Here is an 18,503-nt window from a genome sequence, read left to right on the forward strand (position 1 = left end):
AAGACTGTGGATTCGTGCCGAGGATGTGTCAGATGCCGGAGCAATCTGGGCCCAGTGATGGGATGTGGAGCGTCGACCATCCCGTTCTCGATGCGTTGCGAGAGCGCCGTCGAGCCAAGAGCCAACCGGGTCAACGCGCCGACGATCACAAGATCGGGCTGGCCGTGGAGGGCGGCGGCATGCGCGGGGTGGTCTCCGGGGCCATGCTGGCGGCGCTCGAGGAGTTCGGGTTCGGCTCCGCCTTCGACGCGCTCTACGGTTGTTCGGGTGGGGCGATCAACAGCGCCTATTTCGTCGCCGGCGAGGCGTGGCGGGCGCTTCCGATCTACTTCCAGGATCTTCCCAGCCGGGATTTCCTGCGGCTGGGTCGATTTCTGCGCGGTGGCTCGGCGCTCGACCTTGCCGTGGTCTTCGATGAGATCATGGAGCAGGTCCGACCACTGCACTACGACCGGGTGCTCAGCTCACCGGTGCCGCTCACCGTGGCACTGACGATGGTCGACACCATTCAGCCGTACGCCGCGACCGACTTCACCACCCGGGAAGATCTCAAGGCGGCGCTCATGAGCACTTCCTGGCGGCCTGTGCTGGTGCGTGGTGCCGGCGTCTACCGGGGAGAGCGGGCGATCGACGGTTCCGTGCTGACCTCGTTGCCATACCGGATGGCGGTCGACGACAACTGCACCCACGTGCTGTCGTTGAGCACCTTCCCGGCCGGTAGCTACCAGGCCCGGCCGTCGCCGTTCATCCGATTGACCGCCCGGCACGTGGAGCGCCTGCGAAAGGGGTTGGGCGCCGCCTACCTGGCGGAGGTCGCGCGCAAGCACAGCGACCTTCAGCGGCTGGCCCGGCTCCGGCACGAGCCCGGCGCGGAGCGACCGTACGTCCTGGACCTCGCGCCGATGGCCGGCCAGCCCACCCTCGCGCGTTGGGAACTGCGGCCGCGTCCGTTGCTCGCCGCCATTACCAGCGCGTACGAGATGGTCTACGCGGCTGTGGAAGGGCTGCCCTCATCGACGATCGGCACCGGCGCCTTCACGGCCCTGCCCCGCTGGACCGTGGTGCGGCCGTAGCCGGCTGGGGGCCTCGGCCGCCCGGCTCCGCGGTCAGGAGCCACTTGCGGATCTCGTCGTGCCGGAACTGGTACGCCGCTCCGTCATGTCGCAGGATCTCCAGGTCACACGCCCGCTCCAGTGCTCCGATCATCCGCAGCGGCCCGCAGCGCGTGATCCACAGCATCAGTCGGACGAGCACGAAGGCCGGCCACGGGGTGAAACAGCACGCCAGGACGAGCCCGATGCTCGCCCCGAGCGCCGCGCCGTTCACCGGTGAGACGTTTGGTGAGTGGGTTGCCGGACCGGCCACGGCCGGGTAGTGGGACGTCAGCACGTAACGGAGCGCCAGCATCGTGCCGAGCGCGGCCACGGTGGGCACCACGAGGTACGCCAGCGCGACGATGCGACCGTAGCTGAGCGTCAGGCTGGGGGTCACGGCGAGTGGTTCCGCAGACGGTTCCGTGATCCACTTGACGTAGCCCCCGGTGAGGCCGACCGCGAATCCGGCGGTCAGTCCGTAACTCAGGCCGATCACGCCGCCGTAGGTCACCGCCTCCTCCAGTCCGCCGGCGAACCAGGACCGGGCCGCCCCGACCAGCCCTCCGCCGACGCCGATGGCCAGTCCGCTCGCGGTGCCGAAGGCAAGGTACGGCAGCAGCCGTCGCTCACGGCGGGCGCGAGAGATGTTGATGAACGAGGGCTGCTTGGGTTGCTCGGTCACCTTCAGCCAGTACGTAAGGGCTCCGGCGAAGACGATCGAGATGCCCATGCCGAACACCGTCGTGACGCCACGGAACAACCCGGCGGACGGCCCATGCGAGATTCCGTCCTGGAGACCCGTCACCGTCGCCGCGGCCATACCGCCCAGCAGCCCCACCTGGAACACTCCCGTCAGGGACCGCTGCATCCGCGGGATCAACGCGGTGGCCACGCCCAGCGCCACACCCAGCTCGACCGCCACGAAGACCGCGTCGAACCAGTCGAGCAGGAAGGCTGACACCGCGAGAACGCCCGAACCGCCGACCACCCCGGTCAGCGCACCCGCGCGCAGACCGGCGAGGCTGCCCCGGGTCAGACCGATCACGATTCCCACCGCCATCCCGACCGCGATACCGCGTTTGAGCCCTTCCGGGAAGCCGATCGTGAGCAGGTAGGTCAGCGTGAGGACGATACCGGCGATGAGCGCCCACTGCCGCGGGCTCAGCCACTGGTACAGCCGCCACCATTCGATCGTCGGCTGATCCGTGCGGCGCAACCTGTCGGCCATGAACCCCAGCCAGCGGGTCCGCGGCCCCCGGCCCGGCGGGGCCGGCCCCCGCGTGTTCGGTCGGTCAAACTTCCACAGCAGGTCGCCGATCAGGGCGCTCCGGATACCTGCCTCGTTCACTCCCGCGACGCTGCGGACGAACTCCTGCGGGTCGAGGATCCCGTCGCTGTAGCGCCGCCGGACCAGCGCCGCGTACAACGGGACGGCCATCACCCGCTGGAGCGGACTGCCGGTCCTGTCCCTCAGCACCTCGAACAGCGGCCGCCACTTCTCGGAACCCAGGGCGGCCCGTAACGCCTCCGATCCCTGCGGCCGCCGGGCCTGCCCGTCGCTGAGCACCACGTTCAATACGGCTCGCACGCGCGACAGCTTCCGCTGGGCCGGGGCCGGACCGGACCGACCGTCCGGATAGGTTTCCGCTCCGTACAGATAGGTGATCGCGTCGTCCACCTGCAGCGGGTGCAGGGTCACCCGGGTTGCCCCGGCGAGCGCCGGGCGACCCGCGGTGACCGCCACGAAGCTGTGGGTGCGGCAGGTGAGCAGTAGTGGCTGGCCCACTGGAAGCGAGCGCTCGATGTCGTCCAGCGCGACCGGACGCGCATGATCGGCTATCTCGTCGAGGCCGTCCAAGACGAAGATGATCCGACGGGTGTCGATGAGCCGACGTGCCGCCTTGGTTCCGTAGACGCCTGAATTCTCAAGGAATGGGTAAAGCTCGAACAGTTTGCGCTCCGCCCACGCGGTGAATGCCTCGTTGTCGGGGCTCCATGACGACAGGCTGAGCATCACCGGAACAGGATCCCGTTCGCGACGGCGGGCGAGGTAGCTGAGTGTGAAGAGCAGCGCGAAGACCGATTTACCCGCGGCACCGTCGCCCAGGACAACGAGTCGGTGCGACGGCGCCCTGTCGAACAGGTCGAGAATGGCCGACTCGTACTCGCTCAGCCGCCGCCACCGCAGTTCGCCGTCCGCCTGCTGCGGGACGACGGCGCCCCGGGGCTCGGTGAGCAGCGTGCCGGTGGTTGACCAGCGGATGTTCGCGGGCTGGGTGTCGCGCAGACCCCGCAGGACCCCCTCCTGCTCCCACTGCACCGATATCGTTTCGGCCAGTTCCCGGACGGCGAGATCAAGCTGGTCGGGGCGGGCCGGCTGGGTACCGGTCCCGAAATTGTTGTTAACGACCCAGAGCAGGGCGGAGGTAAGGGCTACCAGTGCCGCCAGGATGCTGGAAATCTCGTCTGCCCGGCCCGTACCGCCGACCATCCATGATCCAATAAGGATGAGCGCGGCGACGGAAAAGACAATCGCCGCGACACGCCTGACGACCCGCGAGCGTCGCACCAGACAAGTGTGTCAGAGCCGTACCAGCGCGGTCGGTTGCGTGTCGCGGACTTCCACCCGCCATGAATACTCCCAGCGAAACCGAAATCGACGGGAGGGATCTCGCCGCAGTGCGCCGCAGGGTCTTGTGGAGTGCGCCCGGCTTCTCCGACCTGCCACGTCCGTCGGTCGACGGCTCCGCCAGCTACGGATGCCACAGGCGAACGCGACTACGGCCACGTCGACACTCTGCGACCGGCGGCCGATCACGAGCGGCAACTCCGGTCAGCGCTCCATGGTCCGGTAGCGGCGGACGGCGAGCGGGACGAAGACCGCCAGCATCACCACACACCACACGATCGTCGCGGCGACGGGGTACCGCAGCGGCAGAGCCGCGTCCCCATCGGGCACGCCCGGGTTCCCGAACAGCCGGCGGCAGGCCGTCACCAGAGCGCTCGTCGGGTTCCATTCCGTCATCACCCGCAGCCACGTCGGCATCCGGTCGGTCGGCACGAAGGCGTTCGATATCATCGTGACCGGGAAGATGAGCGCGCCGAGGCGGTTCAGGGTCCGCTCCGACACCATGAGGCCGAGCAGGACACCGCCCCAGCTCACCGCATAGCGGAGCAGCAGCAACAGGCCGAAACCCGCCAGCGTCGCCCCGATGCCGTGGTGCGCCCGCCAGCCGACGGCCAGCCCGGCGGCGGCGAGGAAGACGATGCTGAGCGCGCCGAGCAGGATGTCGCCGCCGGTCTGGCCGAACGGCACCGCCGAGCGGGCCATCGGCAGCGACCGGAACCGGTCGACGATGCCCTTGCCCGCGTCCGAGGCGACCTCCGACGCGGTGGCGATGACCCCGGCGAACGCCGCCATGGCAAACAGACCGGGTATCAGGTACTCGCGGTAGTTTCCCCCGCCGGGAACGGCGATGGCACTGCCGAAGACGTACCCGAACATCACGATCATGATGGCGGGGAAGACGAGCTGCGCGATCAGCACGCCGATCGTGATGTGGCCCAGATTACGCAGCACGATCGTCCAGCCGTCGGCGAGCGTCCACCGGATCCGGTCGACGGCCGTGGCAGGCGGAACCGGCGGCGGTAGCACCAGCGGCGAGCCCGGGTCGACGCTCATGCCACCGTCACCTCCGCCTCGGTCGGCCTCCCGGTCAGCGTCAGGAAGACCTCGTCCAGGGTGGGCCGTCGCAGCGCGATGTCCTCGGCGACGACACCGGCGCGGTCCAGTTCCCGTACCAGTTCGGTCAGCGTCACGGCGCCCTGCCGGGCGGGTACGCTGACCCGCCGCTCGTCCGCGTCGATCTCGGGGTCACCACCGGCGATGGCGGCCAGCACGGAAGCCGCGCCAGCCAGCGCGGCGACGTCCTGGACCACGACGTCGATCCGGCTGCCGACGGCCGCCTTCAGCTCGTCGGGCCCGCCCGAGGCGATGGCCCGCCCGGTGTCGATCACCGTGATGTGGTCGGCGAGCCGGTCCGCCTCTTCGAGGTACTGGGTGGTGAGCAGCACGGTCGTGCCGGCGGCGGCGAGATCACGGATGGTGTCCCAGATCTCGCCCCTGCTCCGGGGGTCGAGGCCGGTGGTGGGTTCGTCCATGAACAGCACCGGCGGCGCGACGATGAGGCTCGCCAGCAGGTGCAGCCGGCGCAGCATCCCGCCGGAGTACGTCCCGACGCTGCGGTCGGCGGCATCCGCCAGGTCGTACTGGTCGAGCAGCTCGTCGGCCCGGCGCCGGGCTACCCGGTCGGGCAGGTGGTAGAGGCGCCCGAACATCCGCAGGTTGGCCCGCCCGCTCAGCCTCTCGTCCACCGAGGCGTGTTGGCCGGCGAGCCCGATCCGGTACCGCACCTGGTCGGCGTCGCGGACCACGTCGTAGCCGGCGACGCGGGCCCGCCCCCGATCGGGCCGGGTGAGCGTGGCGAGGATCCGGACCAGTGTGGTCTTGCCCGCGCCGTTGGGCCCCAGCAGACCGTGCACGGTCCCGCTGGGAATCTCCAGATCGACGCCCCGCAACGCTTCGTTGGCGCCGAATCGTTTGTGCAGGTCGGCGCAGCACACCGCAATCTCAGGATCCATCTCGACCTCGCAATCTGGGGACGGCGGCAGGCGGGACCTCGTCGAGCGGGTCGACGTCGCCCACATCGGCGTCGAGCTAGTCGGTGCCCAGGAGCTGCTGGTAGAGCTGCTGTAGCTCGGGGGACGGGTCCAGGCCCAACTCTGCGGCGAGGGTTGTCCGTAGGTGATGGTACGCGTGCAGTGCGTCACTGCGCCGGCCGCTGCGGGCGAGGACCCGGATGAGCTGGCCGTACATCCACTCGTCCAACGGGTGGAGCACGACGAGCGAGCGCAACTCGCCGATCAGCTCGCGGTGCAGCCCGAGCTCGATCTCCGCTTCGATCCGTAGCTGCAGTGCGTTGCGCCGCTGCTCCTGCAGGTCGGTCACGTACGGGTCGAGCCTTGCACCCATCGGCACGTTGGCCAGCGGGCTGCCCGACCACAGCCCCAGGGCGGCGCGCAACCTCGAGGCCGCCTCGTCCAACCGGCGCCCCCGCAGGAAGACCTGCCCCTGCCGGCTCAGCCGCTGGAACTGCTGCAGGTCGACCTGGTCGGGGTGGACGCGCAGCAGGTACCCGGGGTTCTTCGTGACGAGTAGGTCCCCGTCGCCGCTGTCCACCTGCTCGCGGGTCAGGAAGCGCCGAAGCTGGTAGATGTACGTCTGGATGGTGGCTACCGCGCTGCGTGGCGGCCGGTCGCCCCAGAGCAGCCGGACAAGGGTCTCGATATGCACGATCCGGTTGGCGTGGAGTACGAGCAGGGCCAGCACCTGCAGCAGTTTTGGCGCGCTGGGCGTGCACTCGTGCTCGCCACGGAAGACCTCGAGTGGACCGAGCACCTTGAACCGCAGGCCATCCTCGGACCACGGGTGCGTCCAGATTCGGGGTGAGTCGTCGACGGACGGTGCGCAGGCGGCCAACTGGTAATCGTCTACCAAGCCCACGGCTATCTCCCAGTCCCTTGCGGTCAGATGCAGCAGCCACACCGTGCGAGAGCGCCGCCGTAACGGCACGACGGCCTGTCCCGCTGTCATTCGGCTCCCATACCTTCGACCACGTCGCTGGACGATGACTGGACAATGACTGGACGCCGCAGCTCAACGGCTCTGTCCGCTGCTCGTCCGTTCGCTTGCGGCCTGACGGCCAGGACCGTGGGGTATTGCATTCCGTTGCACTGTCGAGGGGTGGCCGGAGTGATCCTCGATTGGTTTTCTGACGTCGTTTGATCCGTCCTTGAATAGACTTCGATCCCTATCCCGTACGGTTTCGCCCATGGACAGGGATGCTTACCATCACGCTGGGGCGTAGTCATGGTGCGGGTACTTGTCGCCGAGGGGGACGCCACCGTCGCCGAGTCGCTCGCGGGCGGGCTGCGGCGCCACGGATTCGACACCCTAACCGTTGACACCGGAAGAGATGCGCTGCGGTCATGTCACCGCGCGGACCTCGTACTGCTGGATCTCGAACTGTCGGACCTCGATGGGCTGGAGGTCTGCCGCGACATCCGCACCGACTGCGATATCCCGATCATCGCGCTGGCTGCCCGGGGTACCGAGCTGGACCGCGTTCTCGGCCTACAGGCCGGCGCAGACGACTATCTCGTCAAGCCGTACGGATTTCGCGAGCTGGTCGCGCGCATCGGGGCGGTCATGCGCCGGGCGCGCCCCGCGCCGCCGGAGCCGCGGCGGATCTCGTACGGGCCACTGCAGATAGACCTCGGCGCCCGCCAGGTCCGGCTCGACGACCGGCTCATCAATGTGACCCGTAAGGAGTTCGACCTCCTCCGTCTGCTGGCCACCCAGCCAGAGACGGTGGTTTCCCGCAAACAGATAATGTCGAAGGTCTGGGATGACGCCTGGGCGAGTTCCAGCCGCACCATCGACACGCACGTGAGCAGCCTGCGCAGCAAGCTCGGTGCCCCTACCTGGATTGTCACTGTCCGCGGAGTCGGCCTGCAGTTCGGCGGAGTCGGCGCCCGTGGCTGAGCCGTCGTGAACACGATGAACGACTCTGTATCGCCATTCTCTGACCATCCGACGGTGAATCTGAGGACACATGGACGCTGATGTAATTGTCGTGGGTGCTGGCCCGGCCGGGCTGATGCTCGCCGGCGAGCTGCGCCTGGCGGGTGTCGCGACCGTCGTCATCGACCGGCTGACGGAGCCCACCGGGGAGTCCCGCGGCCTAGGCTTTACCGCACGCACGATGGAGGTGTTCGACCAGCGAGGGCTGCTGCCCCGATTCGGCGAGATCTCCACCGGGCCGCGCGGCCATTTCGGCGGTTTGCCCGTTGATTTCAGCGTGCTCGACGGCGCCCATTTCGCCGCGCACGGCATACCGCAGGCGCGCACCGAGGCGATCCTCGCGGCCTGGGCCGCGGAGCTGGGTGCGGACGTCCGGCGCGGCTGGGATCTGGTGGGGCTGGAAAGCGAGGAGCACGGCGTCACCGCGCACCTCCGCAGCCCCGCCGGCCCCCGAAAGCTGCGCGCGCGGTACCTGGTCGGCTGCGACGGCGGGCGCAGCACGGTACGCCGGGCGGCCGGGTTCGACTTCCCCGGCACCGCGGCGACCCTGGAGATGTTCCTGGCAGACGTGGCCGGCTGCGAGATACCGCCGCGGCCGATCGGCCAGACGGTGCCGCAGGGCTTCTTCATGGCCGGCCCGGTGGCGGCCGGAGTGGACCGCATCATCATCTGCGAGCGTGGCGCCCCACCGCGGCAGCGCACCGAACCACCGCCGTGGGCCGAGGTCGCGGCCGCATGGCAGCGGCTGACCGGCGAGGACATCAGCGCCGGTACGCCGATCTGGACGAGCGCCTTCGGCGACGCCACCCGGCAGGTCACCGAGTACCGCCGCGGCCGGGTCCTGCTCGCCGGCGACGCCGCGCACATCCATCTGCCCGCCGGCGGCCAGGGGCTGAACGTCAGCGTGCAGGACGCGGTGAACCTGGGCTGGAAGCTCGTCGCCGAGGTGGCCGGGTGGGCGCCCCCCGGGCTCCTGCACAGCTACCACACCGAGCGGCACCCGGTCGGGCAGCGCCTGCTGCTGAACACCCGCGCGCAGGGGCTGATCCTGCTCGGCGGCGAGGCGATGCAGCCGCTGCGTGACGTGCTGACCGAGTTGATCGCCTTCGAGAACGTCAGCCGGCACCTCGCCGGCATGGTGAGTGGGCTGGACATCCGGTACGACGTCGGCCCCGGGGACCACCCGCTGCTCGGCCGCCGGATGCCGCACCAGGACCTGGTCGGCGAGGCCGGAAAGACGAGTACGACGCGGCTCCTGCACCCGGCCCGGGGGATCCTGCTCGACTTCACCGACGACGACCGGCTGCGCCGTACCGCTGCCGGATGGGCGGACCGGGTCGACGTGGTCACCGCGGCACCGCACGGCGTCGAGGCGACCAGCCAGTTGGCCGGTACGGAGGCGCTCCTGCTCCGCCCCGACGGGCACGTCGCCTGGGCCGCGCCCGGTGGGGGCGAGCTGGAGGCGGCGCTGCGTCGCTGGTTCGGAGTCCCTGGTTCGGAAGGAAGGGCCCGCGATGAGTGAGCCGGCAGAAGTGGTGAGCAGCACGCTGATCGTGGCGAGGATGGCGCCGGAGGTGAGCGGCGAGGTGGCCCGGATATTCGGTCGCTTCGACGAGACCGAGATGCCCTCGCTCATGCGGGTCCGGCGGCGGGAGCTCTTCTCGTACCAGGGCCTGTACTTCCACCTCCAGGACTTCGACGGCGACGGCGGCGCGGCGATCGAGGGGGTCCGGTCCCACCCGCTCTTCGTGGACGTCAGCGCCGCCCTCCGGCCGTTCATCAGCCCGTACGATCCGCAGACCTGGCGCTCCCCGGCCGACGCGATGGCGTCGAGCTTCTACCGCTGGGAAGCCACGTCATGAGGCGGCGGGTCGCGATCACCGGGATCGGTGTGCTGGCGCCCGGCGGCATCGGGACGAAGGCTTTCTGGGATCTGCTGACCGCCGGGCGGACGGCGACCAGGAGGATCTCCTTCTTCGATCCCTCGCCGTTCCGGTCCCAGATCGCAGCCGAGATCGACTTCGACCCGGCGGCGCACGGGCTCAGCCCTCGGGAGATCCGGCGGATGGACCGGGGGGCCCAGCTCGCCGTCGTCGCGGCCCGGGAGGCGACCGCCGACAGCGGCCTGGAACCGGACACCTGCGACCCCGAGCGGACGGGGGTGACGATCGGCAGCGCGGTCGGGGCCACCATGGGCCTCGAAGAGGAGTACCGGGTGGTCAGCGACAGCGGCCGGCTCTGGCTCGTCGACCACAGCTACGCCGTGCGGCACCTGTACGGGTACTTCGTGCCCAGTTCGTTCGCCGTCGAGGTGGCCTGGGCGGTGGGGGCCGAGGGGCCGGTCACGGTGATCTCCACCGGCTGCACCTCCGGCCTCGACGCGGTCGGCCACGCCGTCGAGTTGATCCGCGAGGGCTCCGCCGACGTGATGGTCGCGGGGGCGACGGACGCGCCGATCTCGCCGATCACGGTGGCCTGCTTCGACGCGATCAAGGCGACGTCGCCCCGCAACGACGACCCCGAGCACGCCTCGCGCCCGTTCGACCGGACCCGGGACGGGTTCGTGCTCGGCGAGGGCGCGGCGGTGTTCGTCCTGGAGGAGTGGGGACATGCGCAGCGCCGGGGAGCCCGGATCTACGCGGAGGTCGCCGGCTTCGCCTCGCGGTGCAACGCGTTCCACATGACGGGGTTGCGACCGGACGGCCGGGAGCTGGGGGTGGCCATCGACAGCGCCCTCGCCGAGGCGCGGCTGAACGCCGAGGAGATCGACTACGTCAACGCGCACGGCTCGGGCACCCGGCAGAACGACCGGCACGAGACCGCGGCGTTCAAGCGCAGCCTCGGCGGGCACATCTACCGCACGCCGGTCAGCTCCATCAAGTCGATGGTGGGCCACTCGCTCGGCGCCATCGGCTCCATCGAGATCGCCGCGTCCGTGCTCGCCATCACGCACGATGTGGTGCCGCCGACGGCGAACCTCCACCACGCCGATCCCGAATGCGACCTCGACTACGTACCGCTGCACGCCCGGGAGCGCCGCACCGACACGGTGCTCACGGTGGGCAGCGGGTTCGGTGGGTTCCAGAGCGCCATGGTCCTCACCGGCCCGCTGGTCGACGACGCGAGGAGCGCGGCGTGACCGCGCGGGTGGTGGTCACCGGGCTGGGGGTCACGGCCCCGAACGGGCTCGGCGCGGCCGACTACTGGTCGGCGACGCTGCTCGGCAAGAGCGGGGTCGGCCGCATCACCCGGTTCGACCCGGCCGGCTACCCGGCCCGACTGGCCGGCGAGATCCAGGACTTCGTCGGCGCCGACCACCTGCCGAGCCGGCTGATCCCGCAGACCGACCGGATGACCCAGCTCGCGCTGGTCGCGGCGGACTGGGCGCTGGTCGACGCCGGCGTGGTCCCGGCCGAACTGCCCGAGTTCAGCGCCGGCGTGGTCACGGCCAGTTCCTCCGGCGGGTTCGAGTTCGGCCAGGGCGAGCTGCAGAACCTGTGGCGTAAGGGCGGCCAGTACGTCAGCGCGTACCAGGCGTTCGCCTGGTTCTACGCGGTCAACTCGGGGCAGGTCTCGATCCGGCACGGGCTGCGCGGGGCCAGCGGCGTCGTGGTAAGCGACCAGGCCGGTGGGCTGGACGCTGTCGCGCACGCCTGCCGGCAGATCCGCCGGGGCAGCGCGCTGGTCGTCGCCGGTGGCATGGACGCGTCCATCTGTCCGTGGGGCTGGGCGGCCCAGCTCGCCAGCGGACGGCTGAGCCGCAGCGACGAGCCGGACCGGGCGTACCTTCCGTTCGACGCCCGCGCCGGTGGGTTCGTGCCGGCCGAGGGCGGCGCCCTGCTGATCCTGGAGGAGGCCGGGGCGGCCCGGGCGCGCGGCGCCCGGACCGTCTACGGCGAGATCGCCGGCTACGGCGCCACCTTCGACCCCCGCCCCGGCCTGGGCCGGGAGCCCGGGCTGCGGCGGGCGATCGAGCTGGCCCTGACCGACGCCGGGCTGGAGCCGGACGGTGTCGATGTCGTGTTCGCCGACGCGGCGGCAGTGCCGGAGCTGGACCGGATCGAGGCTGCGGCGATCACCGCCGTCTTCGGCCCGCGTGGGGTGCCGGTCACCGCACCCAAGACGATGACCGGCCGGCTCTGCTCCGGCGCGGCCGCGCTCGACCTGGCCGCCGCCCTGCTGTCCATCCGGGACGGTCTGATCCCACCCACCCTGAACGTCTCGCCGGCCCCCGAATACCGGCTCGACCTGGTCACGGGGCAGCCGAGACCGGCGGCGCTGCGCACCGCACTCGTGCTGGCCCGCGGGTACGGCGGCTTCAGTTCGGCCATGGTCGTCCGGGCGCCGGCGAGCGCATCCGCAAGCGAGGAGACAACGGAGGACAACAGATGCTCAACCGGACCTTCACCATCGACGACCTGAGGCGGATCCTGCGCGAGGCCGCCGGCCAGGACGAGTGGGTCGACCTCGACGGAGACATCCTCGACACCGGGTTCGACGAGTTGGGCTACGACTCGCTCGCCCTGCTCGAGACCGGTACCCGGGTCGAGCGCGAGTTCGGCATAAAGATCGAGGACGAGGCGCTGACCTCGGCCCGGACGCCCCGCGCGCTGCTCGGGACCGTCAACACCCACCTCGCTTCGGCGAGCGCGAGCTGAGGGCGGGGACATGTCCGAACACGCCATAGTCACGGGCGCCACGAGCGGGATCGGCCTCGCCGTCGCACGGACCCTCGCCGGGCGGGGTTGCCGGGTGTTCATCTGCGCGCGTACCGCCGAAAGCGTGGCCTCGACCGTCAAGCGGCTCCGCGAGGAAGGGCTCGACGTCGACGGGGTCGCCTGCGACGTGCGGTCCGCTGCCGACGTGCGGGCGTTGGTCCGCGCGGCCGTCGACCGGTACGGGTCGGTCGACATCCTGGTCAACAACGCCGGCCGCAGCGGCGGCGGGGTGACCGCCGACATCGACGACGACCTGTGGCTCGACGTCATCGAGACGAACCTGACGAGCGTGTTCCGGGTGACCCGCGAGGTGCTCAACGCGGGCGGCCTGCGGCACAAGAGCCGTGGCCGGGTGGTCAACGTCGCCTCGACGGCCGGTAAGCAGGGCGTCGTACTGGGCGCACCGTATTCGGCCTCGAAGCACGGTGTCGTCGGTTTCACCAAGGCGCTCGGCAACGAGCTGGGCAGGACCGGGATCACGGTCAACGCGGTCTGTCCCGGGTACGTCGAGACCCCGATGGCCGAGCGCGTCCGGCAGGGGTACGCCGCCGCCTGGCAGACCTCCGAGGAGGCGGTGCTGGAGCGGTTCGAGGCGAAGATCCCGCTGGGCCGCTACTCGACGCCGGAGGAGGTTGCCGGCCTCGTCGGCTACCTGGTCTCCGACGCGGCCGCCTCGATCACCGCCCAGGCCATCAACGTCTGCGGCGGGCTGGGCAACTTCTGAGAAGGAGAAGAGCATGTCGCTGCCGGGCAGCACCGAGACGGAGCACGAGATCACCGTGCACGCCCCCGCGGCCACCGTCTACCACCTCATCGCCGAGGTGGCGAACTGGCCGCAGATCTTTCCACCGACCATCCACGTCGAGCACGTCGAGCGGACCGGTTCGGAGGAGCTGATCCGGATCTGGGCCACGGCCAACGGCACCGCCAAGAGCTGGGTCTCGCGGCGGCGCCTGGACGCGGATCGGCTGTGTGTCGACTTCCGGCAGGAGGTTTCCGCGCCGCCGGTCGCCGCCATGGGGGGCAGCTGGCTCGTCGAGCCGATCTCCGCCGGGGAGTCCCTGGTGCGGCTGCGCCACCACTTCCGGGCCGTCGGGGACGACCCGGACCACCTGGCCTGGATCGACCGGGCGGTGGACCGCAACAGCGGTTCGGAGCTGGCGGCGCTGAAGGCCGCCGCGGAGGCCGGCGCGGAGGCCGGCGACGGGGAGCGGTCGCTGACCTTCGACGACACCGTGCGCATCGACGGCTCGGTCAAGGACGTGTACGACTTCATCAACGACGCGCAGTTGTGGTCGCGGCGGTTGCCGCACGTGGCCCGGGTCTCCGTCCAGGAGGACACCCCGGGGCTGCAACTGCTCGAAATGGACACCCGCACCGCGGACGGGTCCGTGCACAGCACCACGTCCGTCCGGGTGTGCCTGCCACACACCCGCATCGTGTACAAGCAGATCGCTCCGCCCCGGTTGATGACGCTGCACACCGGACACTGGCAGTTCGAGGATCGCGGCGACGCGGTGGAGGTCACCTCCCGGCACACCGTGGTCCTCAACGAGGGGGCCATCGAGGGCGTGCTCGGCCCCGCGGCGACGGTGCGGGACGCGCGGAGCTACGTCCGGCAGGCGCTGGGCACCAACAGTCTGGCCACGCTCCGGCACGCCAAAGAGTACGCCGAGAGCCGGCGCTGATGGCCGACGAGCCGGTACTCGTGGTCGGCGCCGGACCGGTCGGCCTGATGATCGCCGGCGAGCTGGCGCTGGGCGGGGCGGAGGTCGTGGTCTGGGAGCGGCTTCGAGAGCCGACCGGCCAGTCGCGTGCCTCGCACCTGCACGCCCGCACCATGGAGATCTTCGACCAGCGTGGCCTGCTCGCACACCTCGGCGAGCCACCCCGCGACGACCTGGGACACTTCGGCGGGGTACCGCTGGAGCTCGACCGGCTGGCCAGCCACCGGCCCGGCCTGTGGCGGGTCTCCCAGGCACGCACCGAGGCGGTGCTCGGGTCGTGGGCGGCCGCGCTGGGCGCCGACATCCGGCGCGGGTACGAGCTGTCGGAGCTGACCGTGGCGGCCGACCACGTCGAGGCGCGCGGGCACGGGCCGGCCGGCCCGGTCCGGCTCCGGACCCGGTACCTGGTCGGCTGCGACGGCCAGGACAGCACGGTACGGCGGCTCGCCGGGTTCGACGTCGCCGGCCGCGAGCCGACCCGCAAGCTGCTGCGGGCCGACGTGACCGGCATCGACATCCCGCAGCGGCGCCTGCGCCGTTACCCGGCCGGGCTGGTCACCGCCGCCGGCCGGGGCGACGGCGTGACGCGCCTGATGGTGCACGAATCCGGCCGCCCGGCCGCGGGCCAGGGTGCCCCGCCCGGGTACGCCGAGGTCGTCGCCGCGTGGGCCCGGGTCACCGGCGAGGAGATCGGCGCCGGCACGCCGCTGTGGGTGGACACGTTCGACGACGCGAGCCGCCAGGCGACCCGGTACCGGCTCGGACGGGTTCTGCTCGCCGGCGACGCCGCGCACGTCCAACCGCCGGTCGGCGCCCAGGCGGTCAACCTCGGACTGCAGGACGCGGCGAACCTCGGGTGGAAGCTCGCCGCCGAGGCGTGCGGCTGGGCGCCGGCAGGCCTGCTGGACAGCTATCACGACGAGCGGCACCCGGTCGGGCGCCGGGTCCTCGGCGCGATCGAGGCGCAGGCGCTGCTGCTCTTCGGCGGGGCGGACCTGGATCCGCTCCGGGCGGTCCTCGGCGAGCTGCTCGGGTACGCCGACGTGCGGGCGCACCTCGCCGCGATGGTCAGCGGGCTGGATGTGGCGTACGGCCCCGGGCCGCTGGTCGGCCGCCGGGTGCCGCACTGGCCACTGTCGACCCCGGCCGGCCCGACGAGCACCACCGCGCTGCTGCGGACCGGCCGCGGCGTGCTCCTCGACCTCACCGGCGACGCCGCGCACCAGGCTGGCCTCTCCGCCTCCGTCAACGGCTGGCGCGACCGCCTCGACCTGGTGACCGCCCGGCACACCGGCGGACCACCCGACGCGGGCGCCCTGCTGCTGCGCCCGGACGGCCACGTCGCCTGGTCGGGCGCCGGCGGGCCGGGAGTCGTCTCGACCAGTGCCGGCGGGCCGGGAGTCGTCTCGACCAGTGCCGGCGGGTCGGAAGCCGTCTCGATCGACGCCACCGGTCCGGCGGGCCCGGATGGTCTGGATGTCGCGCTGCGCCGCTGGTTCGGCGCGCCCAGCAAGTGATCAGTGCACACCCAACAGGAGGTAGTCGTGGGCAGTCTGACAGGAAAGACCGCGCTGGTCACCGGCGCGAGCCGGGGGATCGGCCGGGCGATCGCCGAGCGGCTCGGTCGCGAGGGCGCACTCGTGGCCGTGCACTACGCCAGCAACACCGAGGCGGCCGAGCACACCGTCAAATCCGTGGTCGCGTCCGGCGGCCGGGCCTTCGCCGTACCGGCGGACTTCGGCACGGCGGGCGCGGTGGACACCCTCTTCGACGGAGTGCGCACCGGGCTGCGGGAGCACACCGGCGCCGCCGAGCTGGACATCCTGGTGAACAACGCCGGCATCATGGGCGGGGTCGCGCCGGAGGAGCTGACGCCGGACACCTTCGACCGGATGATGGCGGTGAACGCCCGGGCGCCGCTCTTCGCGGTGCAGCGGGCGCTGCCGATGATGCCCGACGGTGGGCGCATCATCAACATCTCCAGCGCGCTGACCCGGATGGCGTTGCCGCAGGAGGTGGCGTACGCCATGAGCAAGGCCGCCGTGGAGATGATCAGCCTGCACTTCGCCCAGCACCTGGGCTCGCGCGGCATCACCGTGAACACCGTGGCGCCGGGCGTCACCGACAACGGCAGCGAGATGCTGCGCAATCCGGAGGTGCGCGCGGCCCTCGCCGGCACGACCGCGTTCGGACGGATCGGCGAGCCGGCGGACGTCGCCGACGTGGTGGCGTTCCTCGCCTCGTCGGACGGGCGCTGGATCACCGGCGGCTGGCTCGACGCCAGCGGCGGCACGCTGCTCGGCACGAGTGCCAGATGATCCCACCGGTGCGGCCGGCCGCGCCCGTGCGCTGGGGCGCGGGCCGGTCCGTCCTGCTGCTCGTCCTGTCGGGGAACATGCTCCTCGACGCGCTGGAGGTGTCGGTCGCGAGCATCGCGCTGCCGTCCATCGGCGCCGAGCTGGGTCTGCCGGTGCCGGCCCTCCAGTGGACGATCGCCGGGTTCGCGGTCGGGTTCGGCGGTACGCTGCTGGCCGGCGCGTACCTGGCCGCGCGGTTGGGCCGGCGCCGGGTCTATCTCGCCGCGCTGCTCGTCTTCGCCGTCGCGTCGCTGGTGGGCGGTCTCGCGACCGACGGCGCGACCCTGATGGCCACCCGGGTGGTGAAGGGCGTCTGCGCGGCACTCACCGCACCCGCCGGGCTGGCCATCATCGCGAGCACCTTCCCGGAGGGGCCGGAGCGCAACCGGGCGGTCTCCGTCTACGGGCTCTTCGGTGCCAGTGGCTTCACCGCCGGGCTGCTGCTCTCCGGGGTGCTCACCACCGGCCTCGGCTGGCGCTGGACATTCCTGGTACCGGCGCCGGCCGCGCTCGTGCTGTTCGCGTTCGCCCTGCGCGTCGTCCCCGGTTCACCCTCTGCCGGCCCGGGGCGCCTGGCGGTACCGAAAGACGGTCGGCTGCTGCGGGCCATGGTCGGCGCCGCCGCGCTCAACGGCTCGTACTGGGGCTTCCATCTCGTGGCCACCCTGCACATGCAGCTCCTGCTCGGCTGGAGCCCGCTGCGGACGGGGCTCGCGTTCCTGCCGGCCAGCCTGCTGCTGCTGGTCTCGGTGCCGTACGCGGCCGCCCTGGTGGGCCGGTTCGGCACGGCCCGGCTGATCGCGATCGGCGCGGCCGCGCCGCCGATCGGTTACGCGCTCTACCGCCCGGCGCGGGCGTCGCCGACGTACCTGACCGAGGTCCTGCCGACGATGCTCCTGGTCGGGGCCGGCTTCGCGCTGGCCTTCTTCGCCCTGCACGTGCAGGCCACGGCCGGGGTCCCAGCCGTGGGGCAGGCGATGGCCGGCGGGCTCTACCAGACATCGGTTCAACTCGGCGGCGCGGCCGTGGTGCTCGGAACCGGCGCGGTCCTCGGCGGCGGCCCACCGGCAGCGGCGGTCGCGGCACACCATGGTCCGGCGCTGGCACTGGTCACCGCGGTTGGCGTGGCCGGCTTTCTGGTGGCACTGCCGGGCCTGCTACCAGGGCGTCGATCGGCCGTTTGACATCAACATTAGTTGAGATTCTACGGTCGTCAATGTGAGTCAGCCGTTGTCTCACGCCCACGGAAAGGACAGCCATGTCAAAGGATCGTATCCGCGTTGCTGTGATCATCGGCAGCGTCCGCAAGGGCCGCTTCGGTCCGACGGTCGCACGTTGGTTCGTCGAGCAGGCCCGGCAGCGCAACGGTGTCGAGGTCGACGTCATCGACCTTGCCGAGGCCCCGTTGCCGGTCACGATCACGGACGAGCCGGCGCCCGGAGTCGCGGCGGTCCTCGGCGACCTGAGTCCGCGCGTCGAGCAGGCTGACGCGTTCGTCGTGGTGACGCCGGAATACAACCACGGCTATCCGGCCTCGTTGAAATGCATGATCGATTGGCATTTCACCCAGTGGCAGGCAAAGCCGGTCGGGTTCGTTTCCTACGGCGGTCTCGCCGGGGGCGTGCGGGCGGTGGAGCAATTGCGTCAGGTGTTCGCCGAGCTGCACGCGATGACCATTCGCGACATGGTCAGCTTCCACGGCGCGTGGCAGCAGTTCGACAGCGACGGGCGGCCGACGCATCCCGAGGGGTGCAACGCGGCGGCGAAGGTGATGCTCGACCAGCTCGTCTGGTGGGCGGAGGCGCTCCGGGACGCCCGCTACCGGCGCCCGTACCGGGCGTAGGGGTGGAGGCGCCCGTACCGGGCGCGGGGGCCGAGGCGCCCGTACCGGGCGTGGGCGTTGACGACGACAGGCTCGGGCCCGGGAACGGGGACCGGGCGTAGGCACCACGGAAGGCGCGGGG

The 18,503-nt window shown here is 71.3% G+C and carries 17 protein-coding genes; 13 read left to right on the plus strand and 4 right to left on the minus strand.

What is annotated here, in order from left to right; all coding sequences use genetic code 11:
- Positions 1-32 precede the first annotated feature (32 nt).
- Positions 33-1,073 (plus strand): patatin-like phospholipase family protein, encoded by a 1,041-nt coding sequence (locus ABNF97_RS20985; protein WP_349339492.1) that lies wholly within the window; start codon positions 33-35, stop codon positions 1,071-1,073.
- Here the strand turns inward: ABNF97_RS20985 and ABNF97_RS20990 are convergent.
- The 4 genes from ABNF97_RS20990 to ABNF97_RS21005 all read right to left on the minus strand — a co-directional run bounded on the left by ABNF97_RS20990 (position 1,036) and on the right by ABNF97_RS21005 (position 6,657).
- Positions 1,036-3,585, minus strand: coding sequence for a hypothetical protein (locus ABNF97_RS20990; RefSeq protein ID WP_130461672.1), 2,550 nt, complete (start codon positions 3,583-3,585; stop codon positions 1,036-1,038). The two genes, ABNF97_RS20985 and ABNF97_RS20990, sit on opposite strands and share 38 nt — an antisense overlap.
- A 342-nt stretch (positions 3,586-3,927) precedes the next feature.
- On the minus strand, positions 3,928-4,776 hold the full coding sequence (locus ABNF97_RS20995) for an ABC transporter permease (protein WP_130461673.1): 849 nt from the start codon (positions 4,774-4,776) through the stop codon (positions 3,928-3,930).
- Positions 4,773-5,735 carry an ATP-binding cassette domain-containing protein gene (locus tag ABNF97_RS21000; protein WP_349339493.1) on the minus strand — a complete coding sequence of 321 codons (963 nt, stop codon included), beginning with the start codon at positions 5,733-5,735 and terminating at the stop codon, positions 4,773-4,775. The genes ABNF97_RS20995 and ABNF97_RS21000 overlap by 4 nt, the downstream gene beginning before the upstream one ends.
- Before the next feature lie 76 nt (positions 5,736-5,811).
- The gene (locus tag ABNF97_RS21005) at positions 5,812-6,657 is read right to left on the minus strand and encodes an AfsR/SARP family transcriptional regulator (protein WP_349339494.1); all 846 of its coding nucleotides are present in this window, start codon (positions 6,655-6,657) and stop codon (positions 5,812-5,814) included.
- Between the two features lie 366 nt (positions 6,658-7,023).
- On the opposite strand from ABNF97_RS21005, the gene ABNF97_RS21010 reads away from it, so the two are divergent.
- The 12 genes from ABNF97_RS21010 (at position 7,024) to ABNF97_RS21065 (ending at position 18,382) form a co-directional block, all read left to right on the plus strand.
- Entirely contained in the window at positions 7,024-7,698 is a 675-nt protein-coding gene (locus ABNF97_RS21010; RefSeq protein ID WP_130461676.1) for a winged helix-turn-helix domain-containing protein, read from the plus strand.
- A gap of 70 nt (positions 7,699-7,768) precedes the next feature.
- The gene (locus ABNF97_RS21015; RefSeq protein WP_349339495.1) at positions 7,769-9,259 is read left to right on the plus strand and encodes an FAD-dependent monooxygenase; all 1,491 of its coding nucleotides are present in this window, start codon (positions 7,769-7,771) and stop codon (positions 9,257-9,259) included.
- A gap of 13 nt (positions 9,260-9,272) precedes the next feature.
- The gene (locus ABNF97_RS21020) at positions 9,273-9,599 is read left to right on the plus strand and encodes a TcmI family type II polyketide cyclase (protein ID WP_130465770.1); all 327 of its coding nucleotides are present in this window, start codon (positions 9,273-9,275) and stop codon (positions 9,597-9,599) included.
- On the plus strand, positions 9,596-10,876 hold the full coding sequence (locus ABNF97_RS21025; protein ID WP_130461678.1) for a beta-ketoacyl-ACP synthase II: 1,281 nt from the start codon (positions 9,596-9,598) through the stop codon (positions 10,874-10,876). The genes ABNF97_RS21020 and ABNF97_RS21025 overlap by 4 nt, the downstream gene beginning before the upstream one ends.
- A complete protein-coding gene (locus ABNF97_RS21030) occupies positions 10,873-12,159 on the plus strand; it encodes a beta-ketoacyl synthase N-terminal-like domain-containing protein (protein ID WP_130461679.1) in 1,287 nt (428 codons plus the stop codon). Before ABNF97_RS21025 ends, ABNF97_RS21030 begins: the two co-directional genes overlap by 4 nt.
- Complete coding sequence (locus tag ABNF97_RS21035; RefSeq protein ID WP_130461680.1) at positions 12,126-12,395, plus strand: phosphopantetheine-binding protein; 270 nt, start codon at positions 12,126-12,128, stop codon at positions 12,393-12,395. The genes ABNF97_RS21030 and ABNF97_RS21035 overlap by 34 nt, the downstream gene beginning before the upstream one ends.
- A 10-nt stretch (positions 12,396-12,405) precedes the next feature.
- Entirely contained in the window at positions 12,406-13,179 is a 774-nt protein-coding gene (gene fabG / locus ABNF97_RS21040) for a 3-oxoacyl-ACP reductase FabG (protein WP_349339496.1), read from the plus strand.
- Positions 13,180-13,192: 13 nt separating this feature from the next.
- Positions 13,193-14,143 carry an aromatase/cyclase gene (locus tag ABNF97_RS21045; protein WP_349339497.1) on the plus strand — a complete coding sequence of 317 codons (951 nt, stop codon included), beginning with the start codon at positions 13,193-13,195 and terminating at the stop codon, positions 14,141-14,143.
- Complete coding sequence (locus tag ABNF97_RS21050) at positions 14,143-15,699, plus strand: FAD-dependent monooxygenase (RefSeq protein ID WP_130461683.1); 1,557 nt, start codon at positions 14,143-14,145, stop codon at positions 15,697-15,699. Before ABNF97_RS21045 ends, ABNF97_RS21050 begins: the two co-directional genes overlap by 1 nt.
- A gap of 27 nt (positions 15,700-15,726) precedes the next feature.
- The gene (locus ABNF97_RS21055; RefSeq protein WP_349339498.1) at positions 15,727-16,500 is read left to right on the plus strand and encodes an SDR family oxidoreductase; all 774 of its coding nucleotides are present in this window, start codon (positions 15,727-15,729) and stop codon (positions 16,498-16,500) included.
- Positions 16,497-17,723 carry an MFS transporter gene (locus tag ABNF97_RS21060; protein WP_349339499.1) on the plus strand — a complete coding sequence of 409 codons (1,227 nt, stop codon included), beginning with the start codon at positions 16,497-16,499 and terminating at the stop codon, positions 17,721-17,723. Before ABNF97_RS21055 ends, ABNF97_RS21060 begins: the two co-directional genes overlap by 4 nt.
- A 74-nt stretch (positions 17,724-17,797) precedes the next feature.
- Positions 17,798-18,382 carry an NAD(P)H-dependent oxidoreductase gene (locus ABNF97_RS21065; protein ID WP_130461686.1) on the plus strand — a complete coding sequence of 195 codons (585 nt, stop codon included), beginning with the start codon at positions 17,798-17,800 and terminating at the stop codon, positions 18,380-18,382.
- Positions 18,383-18,503 lie beyond the last annotated feature (121 nt).

It is taken from the genome of Plantactinospora sp. B6F1, assembly GCF_040120695.1.
Lineage (GTDB): Bacteria > Actinomycetota > Actinomycetes > Mycobacteriales > Micromonosporaceae > Plantactinospora.

Excerpts from the sequence above, each read along its gene's own strand:
- ABNF97_RS21060 (WP_349339499.1), top strand. The coding sequence starts at position 16,497 with ATGATCCCACCGGTGCGGCCGGCCGCGCCCGTGCGCTGGGGCGCGGGC.
- ABNF97_RS21025 (WP_130461678.1), top strand. The coding sequence starts at position 9,596 with ATGAGGCGGCGGGTCGCGATCACCGGGATCGGTGTGCTGGCGCCCGGC.
- ABNF97_RS21065 (WP_130461686.1), top strand. The coding sequence starts at position 17,798 with ATGTCAAAGGATCGTATCCGCGTTGCTGTGATCATCGGCAGCGTCCGC.
- ABNF97_RS21050 (WP_130461683.1), top strand. The coding sequence starts at position 14,143 with ATGGCCGACGAGCCGGTACTCGTGGTCGGCGCCGGACCGGTCGGCCTG.
- ABNF97_RS21000 (WP_349339493.1), bottom strand. The coding sequence starts at position 5,735 with ATGGATCCTGAGATTGCGGTGTGCTGCGCCGACCTGCACAAACGATTC.
- ABNF97_RS21035 (WP_130461680.1), top strand. The coding sequence starts at position 12,126 with ATGCTCAACCGGACCTTCACCATCGACGACCTGAGGCGGATCCTGCGC.
- ABNF97_RS20995 (WP_130461673.1), bottom strand. The coding sequence starts at position 4,776 with ATGAGCGTCGACCCGGGCTCGCCGCTGGTGCTACCGCCGCCGGTTCCG.
- fabG (WP_349339496.1), top strand. The coding sequence starts at position 12,406 with ATGTCCGAACACGCCATAGTCACGGGCGCCACGAGCGGGATCGGCCTC.
- ABNF97_RS21010 (WP_130461676.1), top strand. The coding sequence starts at position 7,024 with ATGGTGCGGGTACTTGTCGCCGAGGGGGACGCCACCGTCGCCGAGTCG.
- ABNF97_RS21015 (WP_349339495.1), top strand. The coding sequence starts at position 7,769 with ATGGACGCTGATGTAATTGTCGTGGGTGCTGGCCCGGCCGGGCTGATG.
- ABNF97_RS21045 (WP_349339497.1), top strand. The coding sequence starts at position 13,193 with ATGTCGCTGCCGGGCAGCACCGAGACGGAGCACGAGATCACCGTGCAC.
- ABNF97_RS20990 (WP_130461672.1), bottom strand. The coding sequence starts at position 3,585 with ATGGTCGGCGGTACGGGCCGGGCAGACGAGATTTCCAGCATCCTGGCG.
- ABNF97_RS20985 (WP_349339492.1), top strand. The coding sequence starts at position 33 with ATGCCGGAGCAATCTGGGCCCAGTGATGGGATGTGGAGCGTCGACCAT.